The organism is Rhodovulum steppense, assembly GCF_004339675.1.
Lineage (GTDB): Bacteria > Pseudomonadota > Alphaproteobacteria > Rhodobacterales > Rhodobacteraceae > Rhodovulum > Rhodovulum steppense.
Window position 1 is genome coordinate 21,187 of sequence record NZ_SLVM01000032.1, and the last position, 14,912, is coordinate 36,098.

Genomic DNA, 14,912 nt, shown 5'->3' on the forward strand with positions numbered 1-14,912 from the left:
GCGCCCTACCCCGTCACGACCCCATCGCCCACCACGACCTGTCGCCGGCAGAGGCTTGCGATCTTCTCGTCGTGGGTGGAGATCAGGAAGGTCGTGCCTTCGTCGCGGTTGATCTCGGAGATCAGCGCCATGACCTGCATGGCGGCGGCGCGGTCGAGGTTGCCGGTCGGCTCGTCCGCCAGCACCAGTTCCGGCCGGTTCATCAGTGCGCGAGCCACCGCCACGCGCTGCTTCTGACCGCCCGACAGGTTTGCCGTGGGGAAATCGATCCGTTCGGCCAACCCCATCCGTGCCAGCAACTCGCGCCCGCGGGTCCGGGCGGCAGCCGTCTCGCGGCCCTCGCGCACGGCGGTGGGGAAGACCACGTTCTCAAGCGCGGTGAAGTCGGGCAGCAGGTTGTGGAACTGGAACACGAAGCCGATGTGCAGGTTGCGAAACAGCGTCAGCGCCCTGTCGTCGGCTGCGACCAGATCCGTCCCGAGCATCGAGTGGCTGCCCGCGGTGGGTTTCATCAGCGTTCCGAGGATGGTCAGCAGCGTGCTCTTTCCCGACCCGGACGGGCCCAGCAGCGCCGTGAGTTCTCCCGCCTGCAGCGTCAGGGACAGCCCGCGCAGGACCCGCGTCGCCGCCTCGCCCGACCCGAAGGTCTTGACCAGCCCTTCGACCCGGACCAGCGCGCTCACTGGCTGATCGCCGTGACCGGATCGACCCGCGCCGCCGCACGTGCCGGCAGGATCGAGGCAAGGATCGCGCCCAGCACCGTCAGCGTGATCGCCAGCCCGTAGGACCCCTGGGTGATGTCCATCGGCAGGGTGCCGGGCCGGAATGCCTCGCGCGAGGGGAAGGGCAGAAGCGCCAGATAGCCCAGCCCCGCGCCCATCAGCCCGCCCAGAAGCCCGATCAGCGCGCCCTGGGTGACGAAGACGACGACGACGAACCCCCGCCCCGCGCCCATGGCCCGCATGATGCCGATCTCCGGCCGGCGGCGATAGGTCGAGAGCAGAAGCGCCGAGGCGACCCCGATCACGATGGTGATCAGGGCAAAGGACTTCAGGAAGTAGCCTGTCTGCGCCTGCGCATTCAGCGCTTCCTTCAACTGTTCGGCGCCGTCGGTCCAGGGAACGACATCGAGTCCCGTCAGGCCCCGGATCCGCAGCGCGGTCGCGTCGGCGGCGTTGAGGTCGGCCAGCTTGATCTCGATCCGGGTGACGCCCTGCGGCATCGCGAAGAGCGTGCGGGCGGTGGGCAGGCTGACGAAGACGCTGCTGCTATCGATCATGCCATTGCCGGTCTGGAAGATTCCGCTCAGCGTCAGCATGGTTGACACTCCGCCGGACGATTGCAGCCGCAGCGTCTGGCCAAGCCCGAGCGACAGATCGTCTGCCAGCCTCTGCCCCAGGACGACAAGCCCCGATCCGAGCCGTGCCGCCCCTTCGACCATATAGCCGTCGAGGTTCAGGATCGCGGATTCGCGCCCCGGTTCCAGCCCCGTTACGCTGACCTGTGCCACCTGCGCGCCGCGCGTCAGGAACCCCGCGCCCGTGATCTGCGGCGAGACGGCGACCACACCGCGGACGGCCTCGATCAGCGGGATCCAGGTCGCTGCCTCGGCCAGCGTTGCGGTCCGCATGCGGCCCTTTTCGGTGACGGCAAGGACATGGCCTTCGGGCGAGATCAGGATGGCGGGCTCTGCATCCTCGGCCTTGATCGTAACATGGCTGATGTCGCCCACGGTCCGTGACAGGATGAAGTCGGCCAGCCCCCCGATCAGCGCCGACATGAAGACGAAGATGAAGACGCCGACCGCAACGCCGAGCACCAGAAGTGCGGTCTGGGCCTTGCTGGCGGTCAGGTACCGGATGGCGATCTTCAGCGCATAGAGCATCAGCGGCGCTCCACCCGCACGGCCTGCCCGTCGACGATGCCCGCGGCATCGACTATCACGACATCGCCCGGCGCAAGTCCGGCGGTCACGATCAGGCGCGCGGCGGGCCAGTCGATCACCGCCACAGGGCGACGGTGTGCGATGCCGTCGACGACGACCAGCACCGCCGTGCCGTCATCCCCTGTGCGGATTGCCGTGCGCGGCACCGTGACGGCCGCATCCTGACGCTCGACGATGATGTTGGCAGTGACGGTCAGTCCGACCGGCGCGGTCACGGGGTCGTCGAATGCAAGCTTCACGGCGAGCCCTCCCGTCGCGGGATCCACCCGTTGCGACACGAAGGCGACTCGACCTCCCCGGCCGGTCGTATCGCCCAACAGTTGCAGCAACGCCTGCTGGCCTGCGCGGATCTGCATGGCATGGGCTTCGTCCACGTCCGTCTCGACGACCAGCTGGCTCAGATCGGCGATGGTGAGCAGCACCGTCGAGGGGTCGACGTTCTGTCCGGGTTCCACATTCAGCTCCAGCACCGTTCCCGTGATCGGCGCGCTGATGGTGTAGTCCGCAAGATGGATCTGCGCCTGTTCGACCAGAGTGGTCATCCGGGTCACATCCTGTGTCGCCGCCTGCAGCGAGCGCTCGGCATCCTCCAGTACCGATCGGGCGACATTGGCGCCCAGTGCCTGTGTTCGGGCATAGGTTGCGGCCGCCTGCTCCCGCGCCACCCGCGCGGCATCCAGCCCCGCCACGGCCTGCCGCACCATGGCCTGTTGCGTCGACGAGTCGAGCCTTGCCAGCTCGGTGCCCGACTGCACGGCATCCCCCTCATCGACCAGCACCTCGGCCAGTTGGCCGCTGACGAGCGCGCGAACGTCCACCGAATGCAGTGCGGCGACCCGTCCGTTGACGGCGAGGACCCGTGTGACAGGGGCAAGAGCCGCTGTCTCGACCGCGACCGGGAAAGGCGCAGGGTCCCAGGGCCGCAACCACAGGCCCAACCCGATCGCCAGCGCCAGCGCTATCCCTCCCGACCACCAGAACGCGAGGCGTCTGCGTCTCGCGGGGGTATGCGACGCGGTGGCGGGCCCCTCCAGCATTGCCGAAGCTCGGGCCTCCGCTGCCCCATGTGGCGACGGCGTCGCATGGGCTGCTGCGATGGGGTCCGGTTCAAGTGTCCACATGGTGCAATCCTGAGGCGGGCCCGCAGGTGACCCTGACGCTTCTGTCAAGCATCACGCCACGCAGGGTTATTCGCCCGGCAGGACGGCAGCGTTGATGTGGATCAGTTTTGTAATTGCCTTCACGTGCTCCATCCCGTCCGACAGGAAGCCGCCGGTGCCGCAGGTGGGATCGTAGAGGGTCCGGATCAGGGTAAGCGAGGGTTTCCGCGCGGGGGTGATGTCTACGAGTGCGACGAGGTCGTGTCGGCGGACCTGTCCGCGCATGCCCGCATCATGGCCCTCGCCCGCATCGAAGCGGCACTGTCGCTGGTCCGGGACGGCGCGGTCTATCCGCGGCTCTGCGCACCTTTCTGCAGAAGCTGCCGGTCGCGCGATGTCATCCGAGTCGATAGCGGATGAGCTGGAGCTGACTGAACTGATGCGGTGGATGCCCCCACCCAGCGGCATCTCGTATGCCATGATGGTTCCGCAGGAACCGAACGGAGGGCACATCGATGACGACGACGATCAGCATGCTGGCGATCGACCTGGCGAAGGGCAGCTTCCAAGTTTGCGCAATCGGACCGGATTGGGCGGTTCTATACAACCGCGTGCTATCCCGGGCCCGTCTGATGACACTATTGGCAGAACAGTCGGCCTGCGTGGTTGCGATGGAGGCCTGCGCCACGTCGCATCATTGGGGCCGCGTGGCGCAGTCCCACGGCCACGAGGTGCGCCTGGTGTCGGCAGCGTATGTGAAGCCTTTCGTCAAACGGCAGAAGAACGACAAGGCTGATGCCGAAGCCATCGCGGAGGCGGCCTCGCGCCCGACCATGCGGTTCGTGGCCGTGAAAGGTGCCGAGACCCAAGGCCGGGCGGTGGCGTTCCGGACGCATCAGTGCCTGGTGCGGCAGCGCACACAGCTCATCAACGCGCTGCGGGGGCATCTGGCCGAGTTCGGCCTGAGTGCGGTTCACGTGAACCGCGTCTTGCGGCAGCTTCGCGAAGCTGGGCTGGTGACCTTCCGGGACGGCCGTGTGACGTTTCACGACCATGGCGGGCTGGTGAAACTTGCAGAGTTCGATCCGGCCTATCTGGATCAGACCGGACCGCTGCTGACATGAGAGGGCCGCCCTCCGTCGATCGGCAGGCGGCCCGGGCGGTCGGATCAGACGGCGGAGGTCACGCGAGCGCGTGGGTCGCCGCGTCGAGTTCCCTGTTGGTCTCGGCGTCGTTCTTCGCCATGTCTGCCTTCTCGGCGGCCTGGTAATGCTTCAGGGCCGCATCCTTCTTCGGGCCGGCGGGCGCCTTGTCCCAGGCGGCCTTGACGGATTTCATCTTGTCGGCCGTGTTGGTCTGTTCGGGAGTCATGGGGTGTGTCCTTTCGTGGACGTTCCGAGAATAAGAAGCGTGCCGACATGCCGACCTTTTGGGGATCGGCACGCCCACACGCTTCTCGGGTACTCGGAAAACTGCCCCGCCAAATATTCGGCAGGCATGTTCCGTCTAGCCGATGACAAGGCACTGCCGCACTGACGCAGGTTAGTCCAGCCGCGCGCAGCGGATCGACCTCGCAGACGACAGGAAATCAGGGGTCGGCGTCGGTCGGGGCGCACGCGGTCAAGAGCCGCCCCCCGGGACCGAGAACAGACCGGCAAGCCCCCCGGCGCGGACCAGCCGGGTCGCGGTGCCGACTAGGCCCCCCAGCCACCAAGGGGTGGCCGCCCGCAACGCTGATCCAGGTAAGTGCATCGCCTGCCGGCTGTGAGAAGATCGGAAATCGGGGTCGCTTGCCGCGCGATGACCGGCGCGTGCCGTCCCGTTTCGGCAATGGCGCCTCCGGCAGGCACAGCCATCAGGGGAAAAGACCATGACACAGACAAACATCATCGGGCTCGTCGTGCTCGCAGTCGGCGCGGTTCTGCTGTTCTTCGCCTGGAGGGCATCGAATACGCCGGTCGAGCAGATGTCAGAGGCGCTGACCGGCCGCTTCACCGGCAATACGATGTGGTATCTGATCGGTGGGGTGATCGGTGTCGTGGCAGGCACCGCACTGCTTGTCCGCGGCCTTGTCCGCGTCTGAACCTTTCGGCGGTGACGATCCCGGAAGGGGGCGTTTCCGCAGATGTCTCTGCGGGCCAGCACCGGCCCGATAACCTCAACTTTCCAGGAACCGATCCAATGAATCTCGTAAATCTCGTGGTCACTCTTGTCGTCGTCGGCGTCGGGCTGTGGGCGATCAACACCTATCTCCCGATGGATCGCAAGATAAAGCAGATCCTCAACGTGGTGGTCGTGATCCTCGTCGTCCTCTGGTTGCTGCGCGGCTTCGGCCTTCTGGGCGATATCGGCGCGATCAGCGTCGGTGGCTGAGACGACCGCGCCGACCCGGTCGACTTTGGCCCTTTCGGGTCCTGTGACGCTGGCCACCCTCGGCGCGGTTCGTGCGCGGCTTGACGAGGCCGCAGCCGACGCAGCGGTGGATGTCTCGGCGGTCACGCGGCTGGATACGGCGGGGGCGTGGCTGCTGAGCACGACCGGGCGGCGTGTCGAGGGCGGCGACGAAGCCCAGCGCCTGCTGATCCGGACGGTGGGGGAGGCCATGCCGTCGGCTGTCAAGGTCGAGCCGCGCGGCCTGGGGCGGCGTGCAGGCGACGTGCTGGCGGGTGTCGGCATGGCCGTGGACGGATTTCTGGCCGCAACGGCGCAGAGCCTCGGGTTTCTGGGCGTCGTCATGGCCCGGCTGGCCGCCACGCTGGCCCGTCCCCGGCGCCTTCGGCTGACCGCCCTCGTGCACCACATGCAGGATGTCGGGCTGAACGCCGTGCCGATCGTGGCGCTGATGGGCTTTCTCATCGGCGTCGTGCTGGCGTTTCAGGGTGCTGCGCAGCTGCGCCAGTTCGGGGCCGAGGTCTTCGTGGTCGACCTGATCGCGGTCTCGATCCTGCGCGAACTGGGCATTCTGCTGACAGCGATCATCGTCGCGGGGCGCTCGGCCTCTGCTTTCACCGCGGCCATCGGCTCGATGAAGATGCGCGAGGAGATCGACGCCATGCGCGTGCTCGGGCTGGACCCGATCGAATTGCTGGTGCTGCCGCGCCTTCTGGCGCTGGTGATCATGCTGCCGATCCTGGGGATGGTCGCCAACCTGTCCGGACTGTTCGGCGGCGGGCTGATGGCCTGGATCGAGCTTGGCATCTCGCCCAGCCAGTTCCGCACGCAATTGCTGGCGGATGTCGACGCGGCGCAGGCGCTGGTCGGCCTGTCCAAGGCGCCGGTCTTCGCGGCGATCATCGCGCTGGTGGGCTGTCAGCAGGGGTTGCTGGTCGAGGGCGATGCGGAATCCCTGGGCATGCGGACCTCGCGCGCGGTGGTGATCGCGATCTTTCTGGTGATCGTGGTGGATGCGCTTTTCTCGGTGTTCTTCGCGGTCTGGGGGGTGTGATGCAGGCCGAGACCGTCATCGAGGTCAGGGGCCTGACCAACCGCTTCGGCGCGAACGTTGTCCACGAGGACCTGTCGCTCGACGTGATGCGGGGCGAGGTGCTCGGGGTCGTCGGCGCCTCGGGCAGCGGGAAATCGGTGCTTCTGCGCAGCATCGTGGGGCTGATGACCCCGAGCGCGGGGCAGATCACCATGCTGGGCACGGATGTGCTGGGCGCCAGCGCGGCCGACCGGGCGGCCGTGAGCGCGCGCACCGGCGTGATGTTCCAGGATGGCGCGCTGTTCTCGGCGCTGACCGTGCGCGAGAACGTGGCGGCACCGATGCGCGAACGGCTGGGGGTCGACGCGGAAACCCGGGCTTCGCTGGCCGATCTGCGCATTTCCATGGTCGGCCTGCCGCCCGAGGCGGGCGATCTGTTTCCCGCCGCGCTGTCCGGGGGCATGCGCAAGCGCGCGGGGCTGGCGCGCGCCCTGTCGCTCGACCCCGAGATCCTGTTTCTGGACGAACCCACGGCAGGCCTCGACCCGATCAGCGCCTCGGCCTTCGACACGCTGTTGAATTCGCTGCGCAAGGCCCTCGGATTGACGGTGTTTCTGGTGACCCATGACCTCGACACGTTGCAGGCCACCTGCGACCGGGTCGCCGTGCTGGCCCGGCGCCGGGTGCTGGTGACGGGAACCATGGCCCAGATGCGGGCGGTCGACGACCCATGGGTGCAGTCCTATTTCAACGGCCCGCGCGCCCACGCGGCCCTGGCCGTGGCGGGCGGCTGATGGAAACCCGCGCGCGCTTCGTGCTGGTGGGTCTGGTCACGATCCTTGGCCTTCTCGCCGGACTGGGATTTGTCCTGTGGCTCGCCAAGGTCCAGATCGACCGGACTTACGCGCAATACGACATCCGCTTCGGCACGGTCGCAGGTCTGAGCCAGACCGGCGCCGTCCGGTATAATGGCGTGGATGTCGGCAAGGTGGTGAGCATCGCGCTGGACCGGGATGATCCCTCGCTGGTGCGCGTGCGCATCGAGGTCTTCGCCAGCACCCCCATCCGCGCCGACACCGTCGCGACGCTTGCCTCGCAGGGCGTGACGGGCGTCGCCTTCATCGCGCTGGAAGGGGGCAGCGCCGACGCCGAGCCCCTGAAACGGGTGCCTCCGGCGGACGTGCCGGTGATCCCGTCCGGAAGATCGGTGGTGCAGGATCTGATGATCACCGGACCCGACCTGCTGGCGGAGGCGACCGCGCTCATCGCCGAGGTCCGGGGCTTTGCCACACCGCAGAACCGCGAAGCCGTGGCGGGACTGCTCGCCAACCTGGCAGACGCCAGCGGGCGAATCGACGCGCTCGCCACGCGCGCCGAGGCGACGCTCTCCCGGGTCGACGCGGTCCTCGCTGCGGCAGAATCTGGGGTCACGGCCGCCGACGGCCTGCTTGCGCGCGACGTGCCGGCGCTTGTCGCCGATCTCCGCTCTGTCGTCGACAGCACGGCCGGGGCGATGGACGGGATCCGCGGGCTGACCCGGGGTGATCTGCCGCGCCTCGCGGCGCAGATCGGCACGCTGATCCAGGATGCAAGCGGCGTGATCGCGCGGTTCGACGCGCTTGCCCGCCAGATCGGCAGCGATCCCGGCCGTTTTCTTCTGGGCAACGAGACCCCGGAATACAGGAGGTCCCAATGAGCCTTACGCGCCGCAGTCTTCTGTCGATGTCGGTACTGGCAGGTCTGTCCGGCTGCGGCGCCGTGTCCGCGGTGTCGCGGGCGAGCGAGCCGCGCGACACCTACACCCTCTCGCCGCTTGGCCCGGCGGCGGCGCCGCGCACAGGCTCGGGCCATCTGGTCGTCGAACTGCCGACATCCGGGGGCGAGTTGTCCACGGATCGTATCCTCATCAAGATTTCACCCCGGCAGGCGGAGTATCTGCCCGATGCCCGCTGGTCCGAAGCGACCCCGGCGATGGTGCAGACCCTGCTGGTGAATTCGCTCCTGAACCGCGGCGGGCTCCGCCTCGTCACGCGGGTCGGGGCCGGGCTCATGCCCGACCACACCCTGATGACCGAGATCACGGCGTTTCAGGCCGAATTGATCGGCCCGGACCGGGCGCAGGTCCGCATCGCGCTTCAGATGACCCTGATCCGCGAAGCCAACCGTTCGATCGCCGGCACGCGGCGCTTCGGGGCGACCGTGGAGTCGGCGTCGGACGGCAGTGCCGCGCTGATCGCCGGCCTCGACGCGGCCATGCAATCGGTGCTCGCCGAAGCCATCGGCTGGGTGCAGGCAAGGACCTGAGCGAGGTCAGGCCCTGCCGGTCGCACCGCAACATGGCGCGCAGGCCCGCCTAATGCGCTGGCGTCTGCTGGTGGGTCAGGCGCACCCAACTGGTGTCATCCCTCAGGTAGGTCGAGGTGCAGAGCGCCTCGCAGATCGGATCGCCGCTGCGTTCGGCGGAGACGCGATAGGCGAGGACCGCGACATCGCCCCTGCCCGTGAGATAGCGCTCGCTCATCACGACCGAGCGCCACCTCTGCGCGACGTCCCGTTCGCGCCAGAGCGCATCGCCCTGAAGGATGCCGGCCGGATAGGGAAAGACGAAGACGGCCCCCTTGGCGGTCATCCGGCGCGCGCTGTCCACGCCGCCGGTCCAGAACCGTTCCTCCATGTCCCAGAGGGCCGCTTCGTCCTGAGCGGGCAGGGACCCCGGCTTTCGGGCCGACGGCACGCGGCGCTCGGGGCGCGATGCGGATATCATTCGCCCATCCCCGACGACCCGCCGAACATGATCTGTGCCAGGACAAGGAATGCCGCGAGGATCGCCCAGAATGCGCCCGAGGAGATCGGAAAGCCGATCTTCGCCGCAGCACCCGTGCTGCCGGGACGCGCGGCGCCTTCGGGAAGCAGACGGGTCAGGTCCCGCCCCACCGGACCGTGGTCCTGCCCGAGCGCGGGCACGTCGCGAACGCGCGCCAGCAACAGACCGAACCGTGTCGCCGCGCCCTCCCGGCCCAGCGCGGCAAGCTCTGCCGCCTCTGCCCACGGATCGAGGTTCAGTCGCGCCAGCGCCGACAGGACGGTCACCGCGCTGCCGCGCCTGTCCTCGCCGACATAGGCGTAGAGAAAGCGCTCGAACTCGGGCGGGTTCGGGTTGAGGATATTTGTGCTGGCCATTGTGGTCCTGCTCCCTGATCGAGGCTGTGCCGCATCCTGCAGCACGATGGCCCGGGCACGACGCCAGGCGACGACGATCCTGATCCCGACATCCTTACCCGCTTGTCGGTCCCGGCGCGCTTACACAGGTCAGTCCGACCGGCTGTCCTTCGGAGCCGCAGCCGCCCGCGACCCGGCCTGCCGATGACCGGGACTAACCTGCGTCAGCCCCGGACGACCCGTCCTGCCGTACAAGAAGGGAAGGGCGTTCGATCATGCGGGCGGTGAAGCCGATGGGCGGAGCGCAGGACCACGCGACGACCCCACGGACCATGCGGAGGTCAGCAATGCTCACGCGGTCGACCAGACGGACGGTGACGTTCTTCAATCCGTTCCCCCTGTCCGGATACGTCGGCGAACTGTCGGCCGGCGACTACGAGGTCATCGTCGAGGAGGAGCTCCTTCAGGGGCTCAGCTTCGAGGCGTGGCGACGGACGGCGACCTACCTGACGGTGCACGGCAGGGGCAGTCCTGCGGGGCGAACGGAGATGCGCGCGACGACCGAACAGGACCTGACCGCGGCGCTGGGCCGGGATCAGGCCGAGACCCGGGGCAACACTGACAGCGAGGCGGCGCTTTCTCCGCAGGAGGATGGATCATGAACACTCCCGAATGGCTCAAACCCGGCATCTACGGCGCCGTGATCGGCGCGGTTCTCGTCGGTGTGGTCGGCTTCACCTGGGACGGCTGGGTGACCGGCGGCACCGCCGATGACAAGGCAATGACGATGTCCCAGAAAGATGTCGTGGCGTCCATGGTGCCGGTCTGCCTCGACATGGCGCGCTCCGACCCGGCGCGAGCGGACAAGATGGCGACGATCCGGGCCGCCTCGACTTACCAGCGGCGCGACGCGCTCATGGCGGCGGGCTGGGCAACAATGCCCGGAACCGACGGCCCGAACCGCGACATCGCGCAGGCCTGTCTCGCGGAACTCGAACTCTGAGCGACTGGGGAACAGCAAATGGAGCCGGACATGGCCTTCGAGACATCTCGAAACGTCGCGGACAGGGGATCGACACTTCCTTCCGCCGAACGGGCCGTGCAGCCGGGAGGGGTTCAGGTCCGGGAGAGGAACGGGATCTGGGAGGTCAGGGACAATGGCGTCTTTCGCGGTGACTACCACCAGAAGGAACACGCCCTCGAGGCTGCGGCACGCCTGAAGGGGTCGCGACGATGACGGATGGCGTTCCGACGCCAGCGTGGCTGGAATGGCCGATAGAATCCGCCGAGAACGAGGGGATGCCGCCAAGGTCGGGAAACCCGGAGGAACCGGACCGGGGCGCCCCCCCGCGGGCTGACCGTCAAGCTGCCGGTCACCTCCCAGGAATACCCGGCATCACCGCAAGGAAGCCGAATGGCCAAGGGCCGGAAAGGCAAAGCTCATGACACCCACCATCAAGCCAGGGATGACGCCGTCGGCACGGTTGATTGCCGGTTTGTCCATCGCTGCCGGTCTGATGGCGTCTCTCGCCTTTCCGGTGGTCGCGCAGGATGGCACCGGCCCTATTCCGGAGAATGCGGCGGCGCGGAGCTATGGTGGCGGCTGGGACTGCGCCCTCGGATACCGTGTGAACGGTGCAGAGTGCCTCGCCATCGCGATCCCCGAGAATGCCCATGCGACCGGCCGCTCCTACGGGTCGGGCTGGGCGTGTGGCCGTGGATACGAAGAGGTGGGCGGGACCTCCTACACCCCGATCGCCGTGCCCGCGAACACCTTCCTGCGGTCTTCGGGCTACGACTGGCAGTGTGATCGCGGGTACCGGAAGGAGCTGGCGGCGTGCGTGCAGATCGTTCTGCCGGACCATGCGCATCTGACAGAAGAGAACTCGGGGTCCGGCTGGGCCTGCGAGCGCGGCTTCACGGCGTCCGCCGACGCCTGCGTCCCGATTGCCGTGCCGGAGAAAAGCTATCTGAACAATGCGGATTTCGGCGCGGCATGGGTGTGCGAGAGTGGTTTCGTCGAGGACGAAGGATGCTGCGACTCGGTCGTGCTGCCATCGAATGCGTTTCTCGATCCCGACACCTACGGACCCGGATGGCGGTGCGACCGCGGATACGAGCCTCGGGACGGCGGGTGTGTCGGAAACGACCTGCCCGCCAACGCCCATCTCGACCGGTCCGGCAACCGCTGGCGGTGCGACCCGAGCTTTCAACGCACAGGCGCGGCGTGCATCCTTGGACGATGAGGCGCACTTCGAAGTGCGCCATGGCGCCCCCGGCATGCGCATCAGCATCGGGTGCCGTCTTCGCTACAGCCTGCCGCAGCCAACGCCGCTGATCGCCATGCTGAACGTGCACTACTCGCGCTTCGGCGATCTGGAACGCGCCGATTATCTCGTGACATCACCCAGCGTGCCGCTGGAAAGCTACCGTGACGGTTTCGGCAACTGGTGCACGCGGATGGTGGCGCCGGTCGGCGATTTCACGCTCTCCAGCGATGGCATATTCCGTGATCCGGGCCTGCCGGATCCGGTTGCGCCGCTGGCCGACCAGCACCAGGTTCAGGACCTGCCGTTCGAAACGCTCGTCTATCTGCTGGGCAGCCGCTACTGCGATACCGATATCCTGTCGGAAAAGGCCTGGCGCCTGTTCGAGGGGACACCGCCCGGATGGGCACGGGTGCAGGCCATCTGCGATTTCGTGCACCAGGGCGTGTCTTTCGACTACATGCAGGCCAGTGCGACCCGGACGGCGTCCGAGACCCTCGCCGGGCGCGCTGGCGTCTGTCGCGACTATGCGCATCTCGCCATCGCCTTCTGCCGCTGCATGAACATTCCGGCCCGCTACTGCACCGGATACCTGAGCGACATCGGCGAGCCGGAGCCGCATCCGCCAGGGGACTTCGCCGCCTGGATGGAGGTCTTTCTGGAGGGGCGTTGGTGGGTCTTCGACCCTCGCAACAACACAAGGCGCACCGCGAGGATCCTGATCGCCCGGGGTCGGGACGCCGCCGATGTGCCGCTGACGCAGACATTCGGCCCGAACACGCTGTCGGAGTTCGAGGTCTGGACCGTGGAAGCGCGAGACGATGTGGCGAACGACGCATCGGACGCGCCTGCGGCCTCGATGGGGCGCTCCTCGCCATGACGGGTGATCCCATAGACCTCGACGAGCGGAGGGCGGCCGCTGGAAAGCGGAGGATCGCAGTGCGGAGGCGGCCTGCGGATCGCGCGTCCCGTCCCGCGCAGGCCGGGCACCCGGACACCGCACAGATCGATGCGCAGCTGCTGGCCGGCCCCGCCCGGACCTGGATCGAGGTGACGGAAAAATGCCGATTCCTTCTGGAACGCTATGCCGAAACCGGGGCTGCGCAGGACTCCCGAACCCGGAAACTCATCGCGCGTGCGCTTGGCGATATCGCGCGCCTGAACAAACGCGAGGACGCGAAACATGACGCATGATCTGCACTTGGCCGGGCCGAAGACCAGGGCCCATGCCGATGTCGCCGCCGAGCGCACCTGCCTGCGATGCAGGAGCGACGGCTTCGGCCAGCGCATCTGTGCACGCTGCAAGGCTACGGCCTCCTGGCGCAATGCCGTGCCCGGGGCCAGCGGGCAAGGCCGTCGCCGGTCCGGCGGCCGCTCGTCCTGAGGCCCCGTCCATGACGCTGGTCACGATCACCCATTCCACCACCTACCGTTACGCGGGCCGTGTCGCGCTCGGGCCGCACAGGCTGATGCTGCGTCCGCGCGAGACCCCGGATCTGCGGCTGATCAGCTTCGACATGGACGTGTCACCGGCCGCCGACATCGTCTGGTCGCACGATGTCGCGGGAAATTCCGTCGCCTCCGCCAGCTTCACGTCGGCGTCCGACATGCTGGCCGTGCGCTCGCGCACGACGGTCGAGCTGACCGCCCCCGCCTGGCCGGTCTTTGCCATCGCCGCGTCCGCCGCCAGCTATCCGTTCCTCTACGCGTCCGACGACCGGATCGACCTCGGCGCACTTGCCGTGCCGCAATACGCCGACGCCGCCGGGCGTCTGTCGTCATGGGTCGAGGGGTTCGTGATGAACCGGCCGACAGACACGCTGTCCCTGCTGAAGGATCTCAGCAATGGCGTGGCCACCCGGATTTCCTATCAGAGCCGCGAGACGGAAGGCACCCAGGGGCCGCTCGAGACGCTCGACCGGGGATGGGGGTCGTGCCGGGATTTTGCCGTTCTCCTTGCCGAGGCGGCCCGCACGCTCGGCTTCGGCGCGCGGCTCGTGTCCGGCTATCTCCACGACCCCTCGGGCAGCCGCCTCGGATCGGCGGGGACAGGGTCCACCCATGCCTGGGTGGAGGTCTTCATACCCGGCGCCGGCTGGATCCCCTTCGACCCGACCAACCGCGCGGTCGGTGCCGCGAACCTCATTCCCGTCGCCGTTGCCCGGCACATCGCGCAGGTCACGCCGGTGGCGGGCAGCTTTCTCGGAACGAATGTCGATCTGCTGTCGATGGAGGTTATCGTGAAGGTCGCGGATGCACCTGGTTCTTGTGTTCCGGGTCCCGACCACGGCGCCTCTGCAGGTGCCGCGCTCGGCTGAAGGCGCCACGGCCGACCAAGCTTGAGGCGCATGGGCAGAGAATGCATTCTGTATTCAAAAATTAGATTCGGAGAACGTCCGATTGTGGATCGGCATGGAAGCGTGAACCTCCCCTTTGGGGGGGGCCAACACTCCGCAATCACGACGTTTTCTATCGATAAGGTGGGGTCATGATCGGCGCCGACGTTGACCCCGGCTGCGGCGCTGAAAGTTTTTTTGCTTCAATGACTGGGAAGTCCACGCAGTGGGGTCAAGTTTCGGCGCCTATTTACACAATTGGACGAACCAGATTTTCGACAGCGTTGGAGTCGATCTCGACGCGGCCGTCGGTCAGGAAGGTCTGCAACCCGTCCCAGTGGTTATGGATATAGGCGAGCTTTTCGCCGAGGCGGGACTTGGCGGAGACGCGCAGGCGTTGCGCTTGCAGCCATTCCCCGAAGGCGGCGACCAGGGGCGCGGATCGGGCCTTTCGGGCCGACAGGCGCTGGCCGGGGGCGCAGCCACGGATGTCCTTTTCGACGGCATAGAGTTCGGCGATCCGACGCAGGCCCTCGGCGGCGATCTCGGACCCGTCGCGGTCGAAGACCTCTTTCAGCTTGCGCCTCGCATGGGCCCAGCAATGCGCCACGGTGATCGGATCGCCGCCTTTCCGGGACGGCCTGGTCAGCCGGTTATAGCCCGGATATCCGTCGATCTGCA

The 14,912-nt window shown here is 67.5% G+C and carries 20 protein-coding genes and 1 pseudogene; 13 read left to right on the forward strand and 8 right to left on the reverse strand.

Annotated features, from left to right (window positions below):
- Window positions 1-5: 5 nt before the first annotated feature.
- From EV216_RS16115 to EV216_RS16130, 4 genes are all read right to left on the reverse strand, one after another.
- The gene (locus EV216_RS16115) at window positions 6-683 is read right to left on the reverse strand and encodes an ABC transporter ATP-binding protein (RefSeq protein ID WP_132696568.1); all 678 of its coding nucleotides are present in this window, start codon (window positions 681-683) and stop codon (window positions 6-8) included.
- On the reverse strand, window positions 680-1,885 hold the full coding sequence (locus tag EV216_RS16120; RefSeq protein ID WP_132696570.1) for an ABC transporter permease: 1,206 nt from the start codon (window positions 1,883-1,885) through the stop codon (window positions 680-682). Before EV216_RS16120 ends, EV216_RS16115 begins: the two co-directional genes overlap by 4 nt.
- Entirely contained in the window at window positions 1,885-2,982 is a 1,098-nt protein-coding gene (locus EV216_RS16125; RefSeq protein ID WP_165899295.1) for an efflux RND transporter periplasmic adaptor subunit, read from the reverse strand. The genes EV216_RS16120 and EV216_RS16125 overlap by 1 nt, the downstream gene beginning before the upstream one ends.
- 150 nt (window positions 2,983-3,132) lie before the next feature.
- On the reverse strand, window positions 3,133-3,525 hold the full coding sequence (locus EV216_RS16130; protein WP_132696574.1) for a DNA methyltransferase family protein: 393 nt from the start codon (window positions 3,523-3,525) through the stop codon (window positions 3,133-3,135).
- Between the two features lie 35 nt (window positions 3,526-3,560).
- Between EV216_RS16130 and EV216_RS16135 the strand changes: the two genes are divergently transcribed.
- A complete protein-coding gene (locus EV216_RS16135; protein WP_165899296.1) occupies window positions 3,561-4,169 on the forward strand; it encodes an IS110 family RNA-guided transposase in 609 nt (202 codons plus the stop codon).
- Between the two features lie 58 nt (window positions 4,170-4,227).
- Here EV216_RS16135 and EV216_RS16140 read toward each other — a convergent pair whose 3' ends face one another.
- Window positions 4,228-4,416 carry a hypothetical protein gene (locus EV216_RS16140; RefSeq protein WP_132696575.1) on the reverse strand — a complete coding sequence of 63 codons (189 nt, stop codon included), beginning with the start codon at window positions 4,414-4,416 and terminating at the stop codon, window positions 4,228-4,230.
- Window positions 4,417-4,915: 499 nt separating this feature from the next.
- Between EV216_RS16140 and EV216_RS16145 the strand changes: the two genes are divergently transcribed.
- The 6 genes from EV216_RS16145 to EV216_RS16170 all read left to right on the forward strand — a co-directional run bounded on the left by EV216_RS16145 (window position 4,916) and on the right by EV216_RS16170 (window position 8,773).
- On the forward strand, window positions 4,916-5,128 hold the full coding sequence (locus EV216_RS16145) for a DUF3185 family protein (protein WP_132696577.1): 213 nt from the start codon (window positions 4,916-4,918) through the stop codon (window positions 5,126-5,128).
- Between the two features lie 98 nt (window positions 5,129-5,226).
- On the forward strand, window positions 5,227-5,418 hold the full coding sequence (locus EV216_RS16150) for a Thivi_2564 family membrane protein (protein WP_132696579.1): 192 nt from the start codon (window positions 5,227-5,229) through the stop codon (window positions 5,416-5,418).
- On the forward strand, window positions 5,411-6,490 hold the full coding sequence (locus EV216_RS16155) for an MlaE family ABC transporter permease (RefSeq protein ID WP_165899297.1): 1,080 nt from the start codon (window positions 5,411-5,413) through the stop codon (window positions 6,488-6,490). Before EV216_RS16150 ends, EV216_RS16155 begins: the two co-directional genes overlap by 8 nt.
- Window positions 6,490-7,263 (forward strand): ABC transporter ATP-binding protein, encoded by a 774-nt coding sequence (locus tag EV216_RS16160; RefSeq protein WP_132696581.1) that lies wholly within the window; start codon window positions 6,490-6,492, stop codon window positions 7,261-7,263. Before EV216_RS16155 ends, EV216_RS16160 begins: the two co-directional genes overlap by 1 nt.
- Window positions 7,263-8,165: an MlaD family protein gene (locus tag EV216_RS16165; protein ID WP_132696583.1), complete on the forward strand. Its 903-nt coding sequence runs from the start codon at window positions 7,263-7,265 to the stop codon at window positions 8,163-8,165. Before EV216_RS16160 ends, EV216_RS16165 begins: the two co-directional genes overlap by 1 nt.
- Window positions 8,162-8,773, forward strand: coding sequence for an ABC-type transport auxiliary lipoprotein family protein (locus EV216_RS16170; RefSeq protein WP_132696585.1), 612 nt, complete (start codon window positions 8,162-8,164; stop codon window positions 8,771-8,773). The genes EV216_RS16165 and EV216_RS16170 overlap by 4 nt, the downstream gene beginning before the upstream one ends.
- A gap of 49 nt (window positions 8,774-8,822) precedes the next feature.
- Here the strand turns inward: EV216_RS16170 and EV216_RS16175 are convergent, their stop codons facing one another.
- Both EV216_RS16175 and EV216_RS16180 read right to left on the reverse strand, forming a co-directional pair.
- The gene (locus EV216_RS16175) at window positions 8,823-9,233 is read right to left on the reverse strand and encodes a hypothetical protein (protein ID WP_243642109.1); all 411 of its coding nucleotides are present in this window, start codon (window positions 9,231-9,233) and stop codon (window positions 8,823-8,825) included.
- Entirely contained in the window at window positions 9,230-9,649 is a 420-nt protein-coding gene (locus tag EV216_RS16180) for a hypothetical protein (RefSeq protein WP_132696587.1), read from the reverse strand. Before EV216_RS16180 ends, EV216_RS16175 begins: the two co-directional genes overlap by 4 nt.
- 326 nt (window positions 9,650-9,975) lie before the next feature.
- Between EV216_RS16180 and EV216_RS16185 the strand changes: the two genes are divergently transcribed.
- From EV216_RS16185 to EV216_RS16215, 6 genes are all read left to right on the forward strand, one after another.
- On the forward strand, window positions 9,976-10,290 hold the full coding sequence (locus tag EV216_RS16185; protein ID WP_132696588.1) for a hypothetical protein: 315 nt from the start codon (window positions 9,976-9,978) through the stop codon (window positions 10,288-10,290).
- Window positions 10,287-10,631, forward strand: coding sequence for a hypothetical protein (locus EV216_RS16190; RefSeq protein ID WP_132696590.1), 345 nt, complete (start codon window positions 10,287-10,289; stop codon window positions 10,629-10,631). Before EV216_RS16185 ends, EV216_RS16190 begins: the two co-directional genes overlap by 4 nt.
- Window positions 10,632-11,070: 439 nt before the next feature.
- A complete protein-coding gene (locus tag EV216_RS16200) occupies window positions 11,071-11,874 on the forward strand; it encodes a hypothetical protein (RefSeq protein ID WP_132696594.1) in 804 nt (267 codons plus the stop codon).
- Between the two features lie 34 nt (window positions 11,875-11,908).
- Window positions 11,909-12,775 carry a transglutaminase-like domain-containing protein gene (locus EV216_RS16205; RefSeq protein ID WP_132696596.1) on the forward strand — a complete coding sequence of 289 codons (867 nt, stop codon included), beginning with the start codon at window positions 11,909-11,911 and terminating at the stop codon, window positions 12,773-12,775.
- Window positions 12,776-12,834: 59 nt separating this feature from the next.
- Window positions 12,835-13,089 (forward strand): hypothetical protein, encoded by a 255-nt coding sequence (locus tag EV216_RS16210; RefSeq protein WP_132696598.1) that lies wholly within the window; start codon window positions 12,835-12,837, stop codon window positions 13,087-13,089.
- Between the two features lie 200 nt (window positions 13,090-13,289).
- Window positions 13,290-14,213 (forward strand): transglutaminase family protein, encoded by a 924-nt coding sequence (locus EV216_RS16215; protein WP_132696600.1) that lies wholly within the window; start codon window positions 13,290-13,292, stop codon window positions 14,211-14,213.
- A 274-nt stretch (window positions 14,214-14,487) separates the two neighbouring features.
- Here EV216_RS16215 and EV216_RS16220 read toward each other — a convergent pair.
- Window positions 14,488-14,912 (reverse strand): annotated as a pseudogene (locus EV216_RS16220) (IS66 family transposase); the annotation flags it as partial.

What these genes read in the sequence shown, in the direction of transcription:
- EV216_RS16120 (WP_132696570.1), bottom strand. Translation starts at nt 1,885, where the DNA reads ATGCTCTATGCGCTGAAGATCGCCATCCGGTACCTGACCGCCAGCAAG.
- EV216_RS16125 (WP_165899295.1), bottom strand. Translation starts at nt 2,982, where the DNA reads ATGCTGGAGGGGCCCGCCACCGCGTCGCATACCCCCGCGAGACGCAGA.
- EV216_RS16130 (WP_132696574.1), bottom strand. Translation starts at nt 3,525, where the DNA reads ATGGCATACGAGATGCCGCTGGGTGGGGGCATCCACCGCATCAGTTCA.
- EV216_RS16135 (WP_165899296.1), top strand. Translation starts at nt 3,561, where the DNA reads ATGACGACGACGATCAGCATGCTGGCGATCGACCTGGCGAAGGGCAGC.
- EV216_RS16140 (WP_132696575.1), bottom strand. Translation starts at nt 4,416, where the DNA reads ATGACTCCCGAACAGACCAACACGGCCGACAAGATGAAATCCGTCAAG.
- EV216_RS16145 (WP_132696577.1), top strand. Translation starts at nt 4,916, where the DNA reads ATGACACAGACAAACATCATCGGGCTCGTCGTGCTCGCAGTCGGCGCG.
- EV216_RS16150 (WP_132696579.1), top strand. Translation starts at nt 5,227, where the DNA reads ATGAATCTCGTAAATCTCGTGGTCACTCTTGTCGTCGTCGGCGTCGGG.
- EV216_RS16160 (WP_132696581.1), top strand. Translation starts at nt 6,490, where the DNA reads ATGCAGGCCGAGACCGTCATCGAGGTCAGGGGCCTGACCAACCGCTTC.
- EV216_RS16165 (WP_132696583.1), top strand. Translation starts at nt 7,263, where the DNA reads ATGGAAACCCGCGCGCGCTTCGTGCTGGTGGGTCTGGTCACGATCCTT.
- EV216_RS16170 (WP_132696585.1), top strand. Translation starts at nt 8,162, where the DNA reads ATGAGCCTTACGCGCCGCAGTCTTCTGTCGATGTCGGTACTGGCAGGT.
- EV216_RS16175 (WP_243642109.1), bottom strand. Translation starts at nt 9,233, where the DNA reads ATGATATCCGCATCGCGCCCCGAGCGCCGCGTGCCGTCGGCCCGAAAG.
- EV216_RS16180 (WP_132696587.1), bottom strand. Translation starts at nt 9,649, where the DNA reads ATGGCCAGCACAAATATCCTCAACCCGAACCCGCCCGAGTTCGAGCGC.
- EV216_RS16185 (WP_132696588.1), top strand. Translation starts at nt 9,976, where the DNA reads ATGCTCACGCGGTCGACCAGACGGACGGTGACGTTCTTCAATCCGTTC.
- EV216_RS16190 (WP_132696590.1), top strand. Translation starts at nt 10,287, where the DNA reads ATGAACACTCCCGAATGGCTCAAACCCGGCATCTACGGCGCCGTGATC.
- EV216_RS16200 (WP_132696594.1), top strand. Translation starts at nt 11,071, where the DNA reads ATGACACCCACCATCAAGCCAGGGATGACGCCGTCGGCACGGTTGATT.
- EV216_RS16205 (WP_132696596.1), top strand. Translation starts at nt 11,909, where the DNA reads ATGCGCATCAGCATCGGGTGCCGTCTTCGCTACAGCCTGCCGCAGCCA.
- EV216_RS16215 (WP_132696600.1), top strand. Translation starts at nt 13,290, where the DNA reads ATGACGCTGGTCACGATCACCCATTCCACCACCTACCGTTACGCGGGC.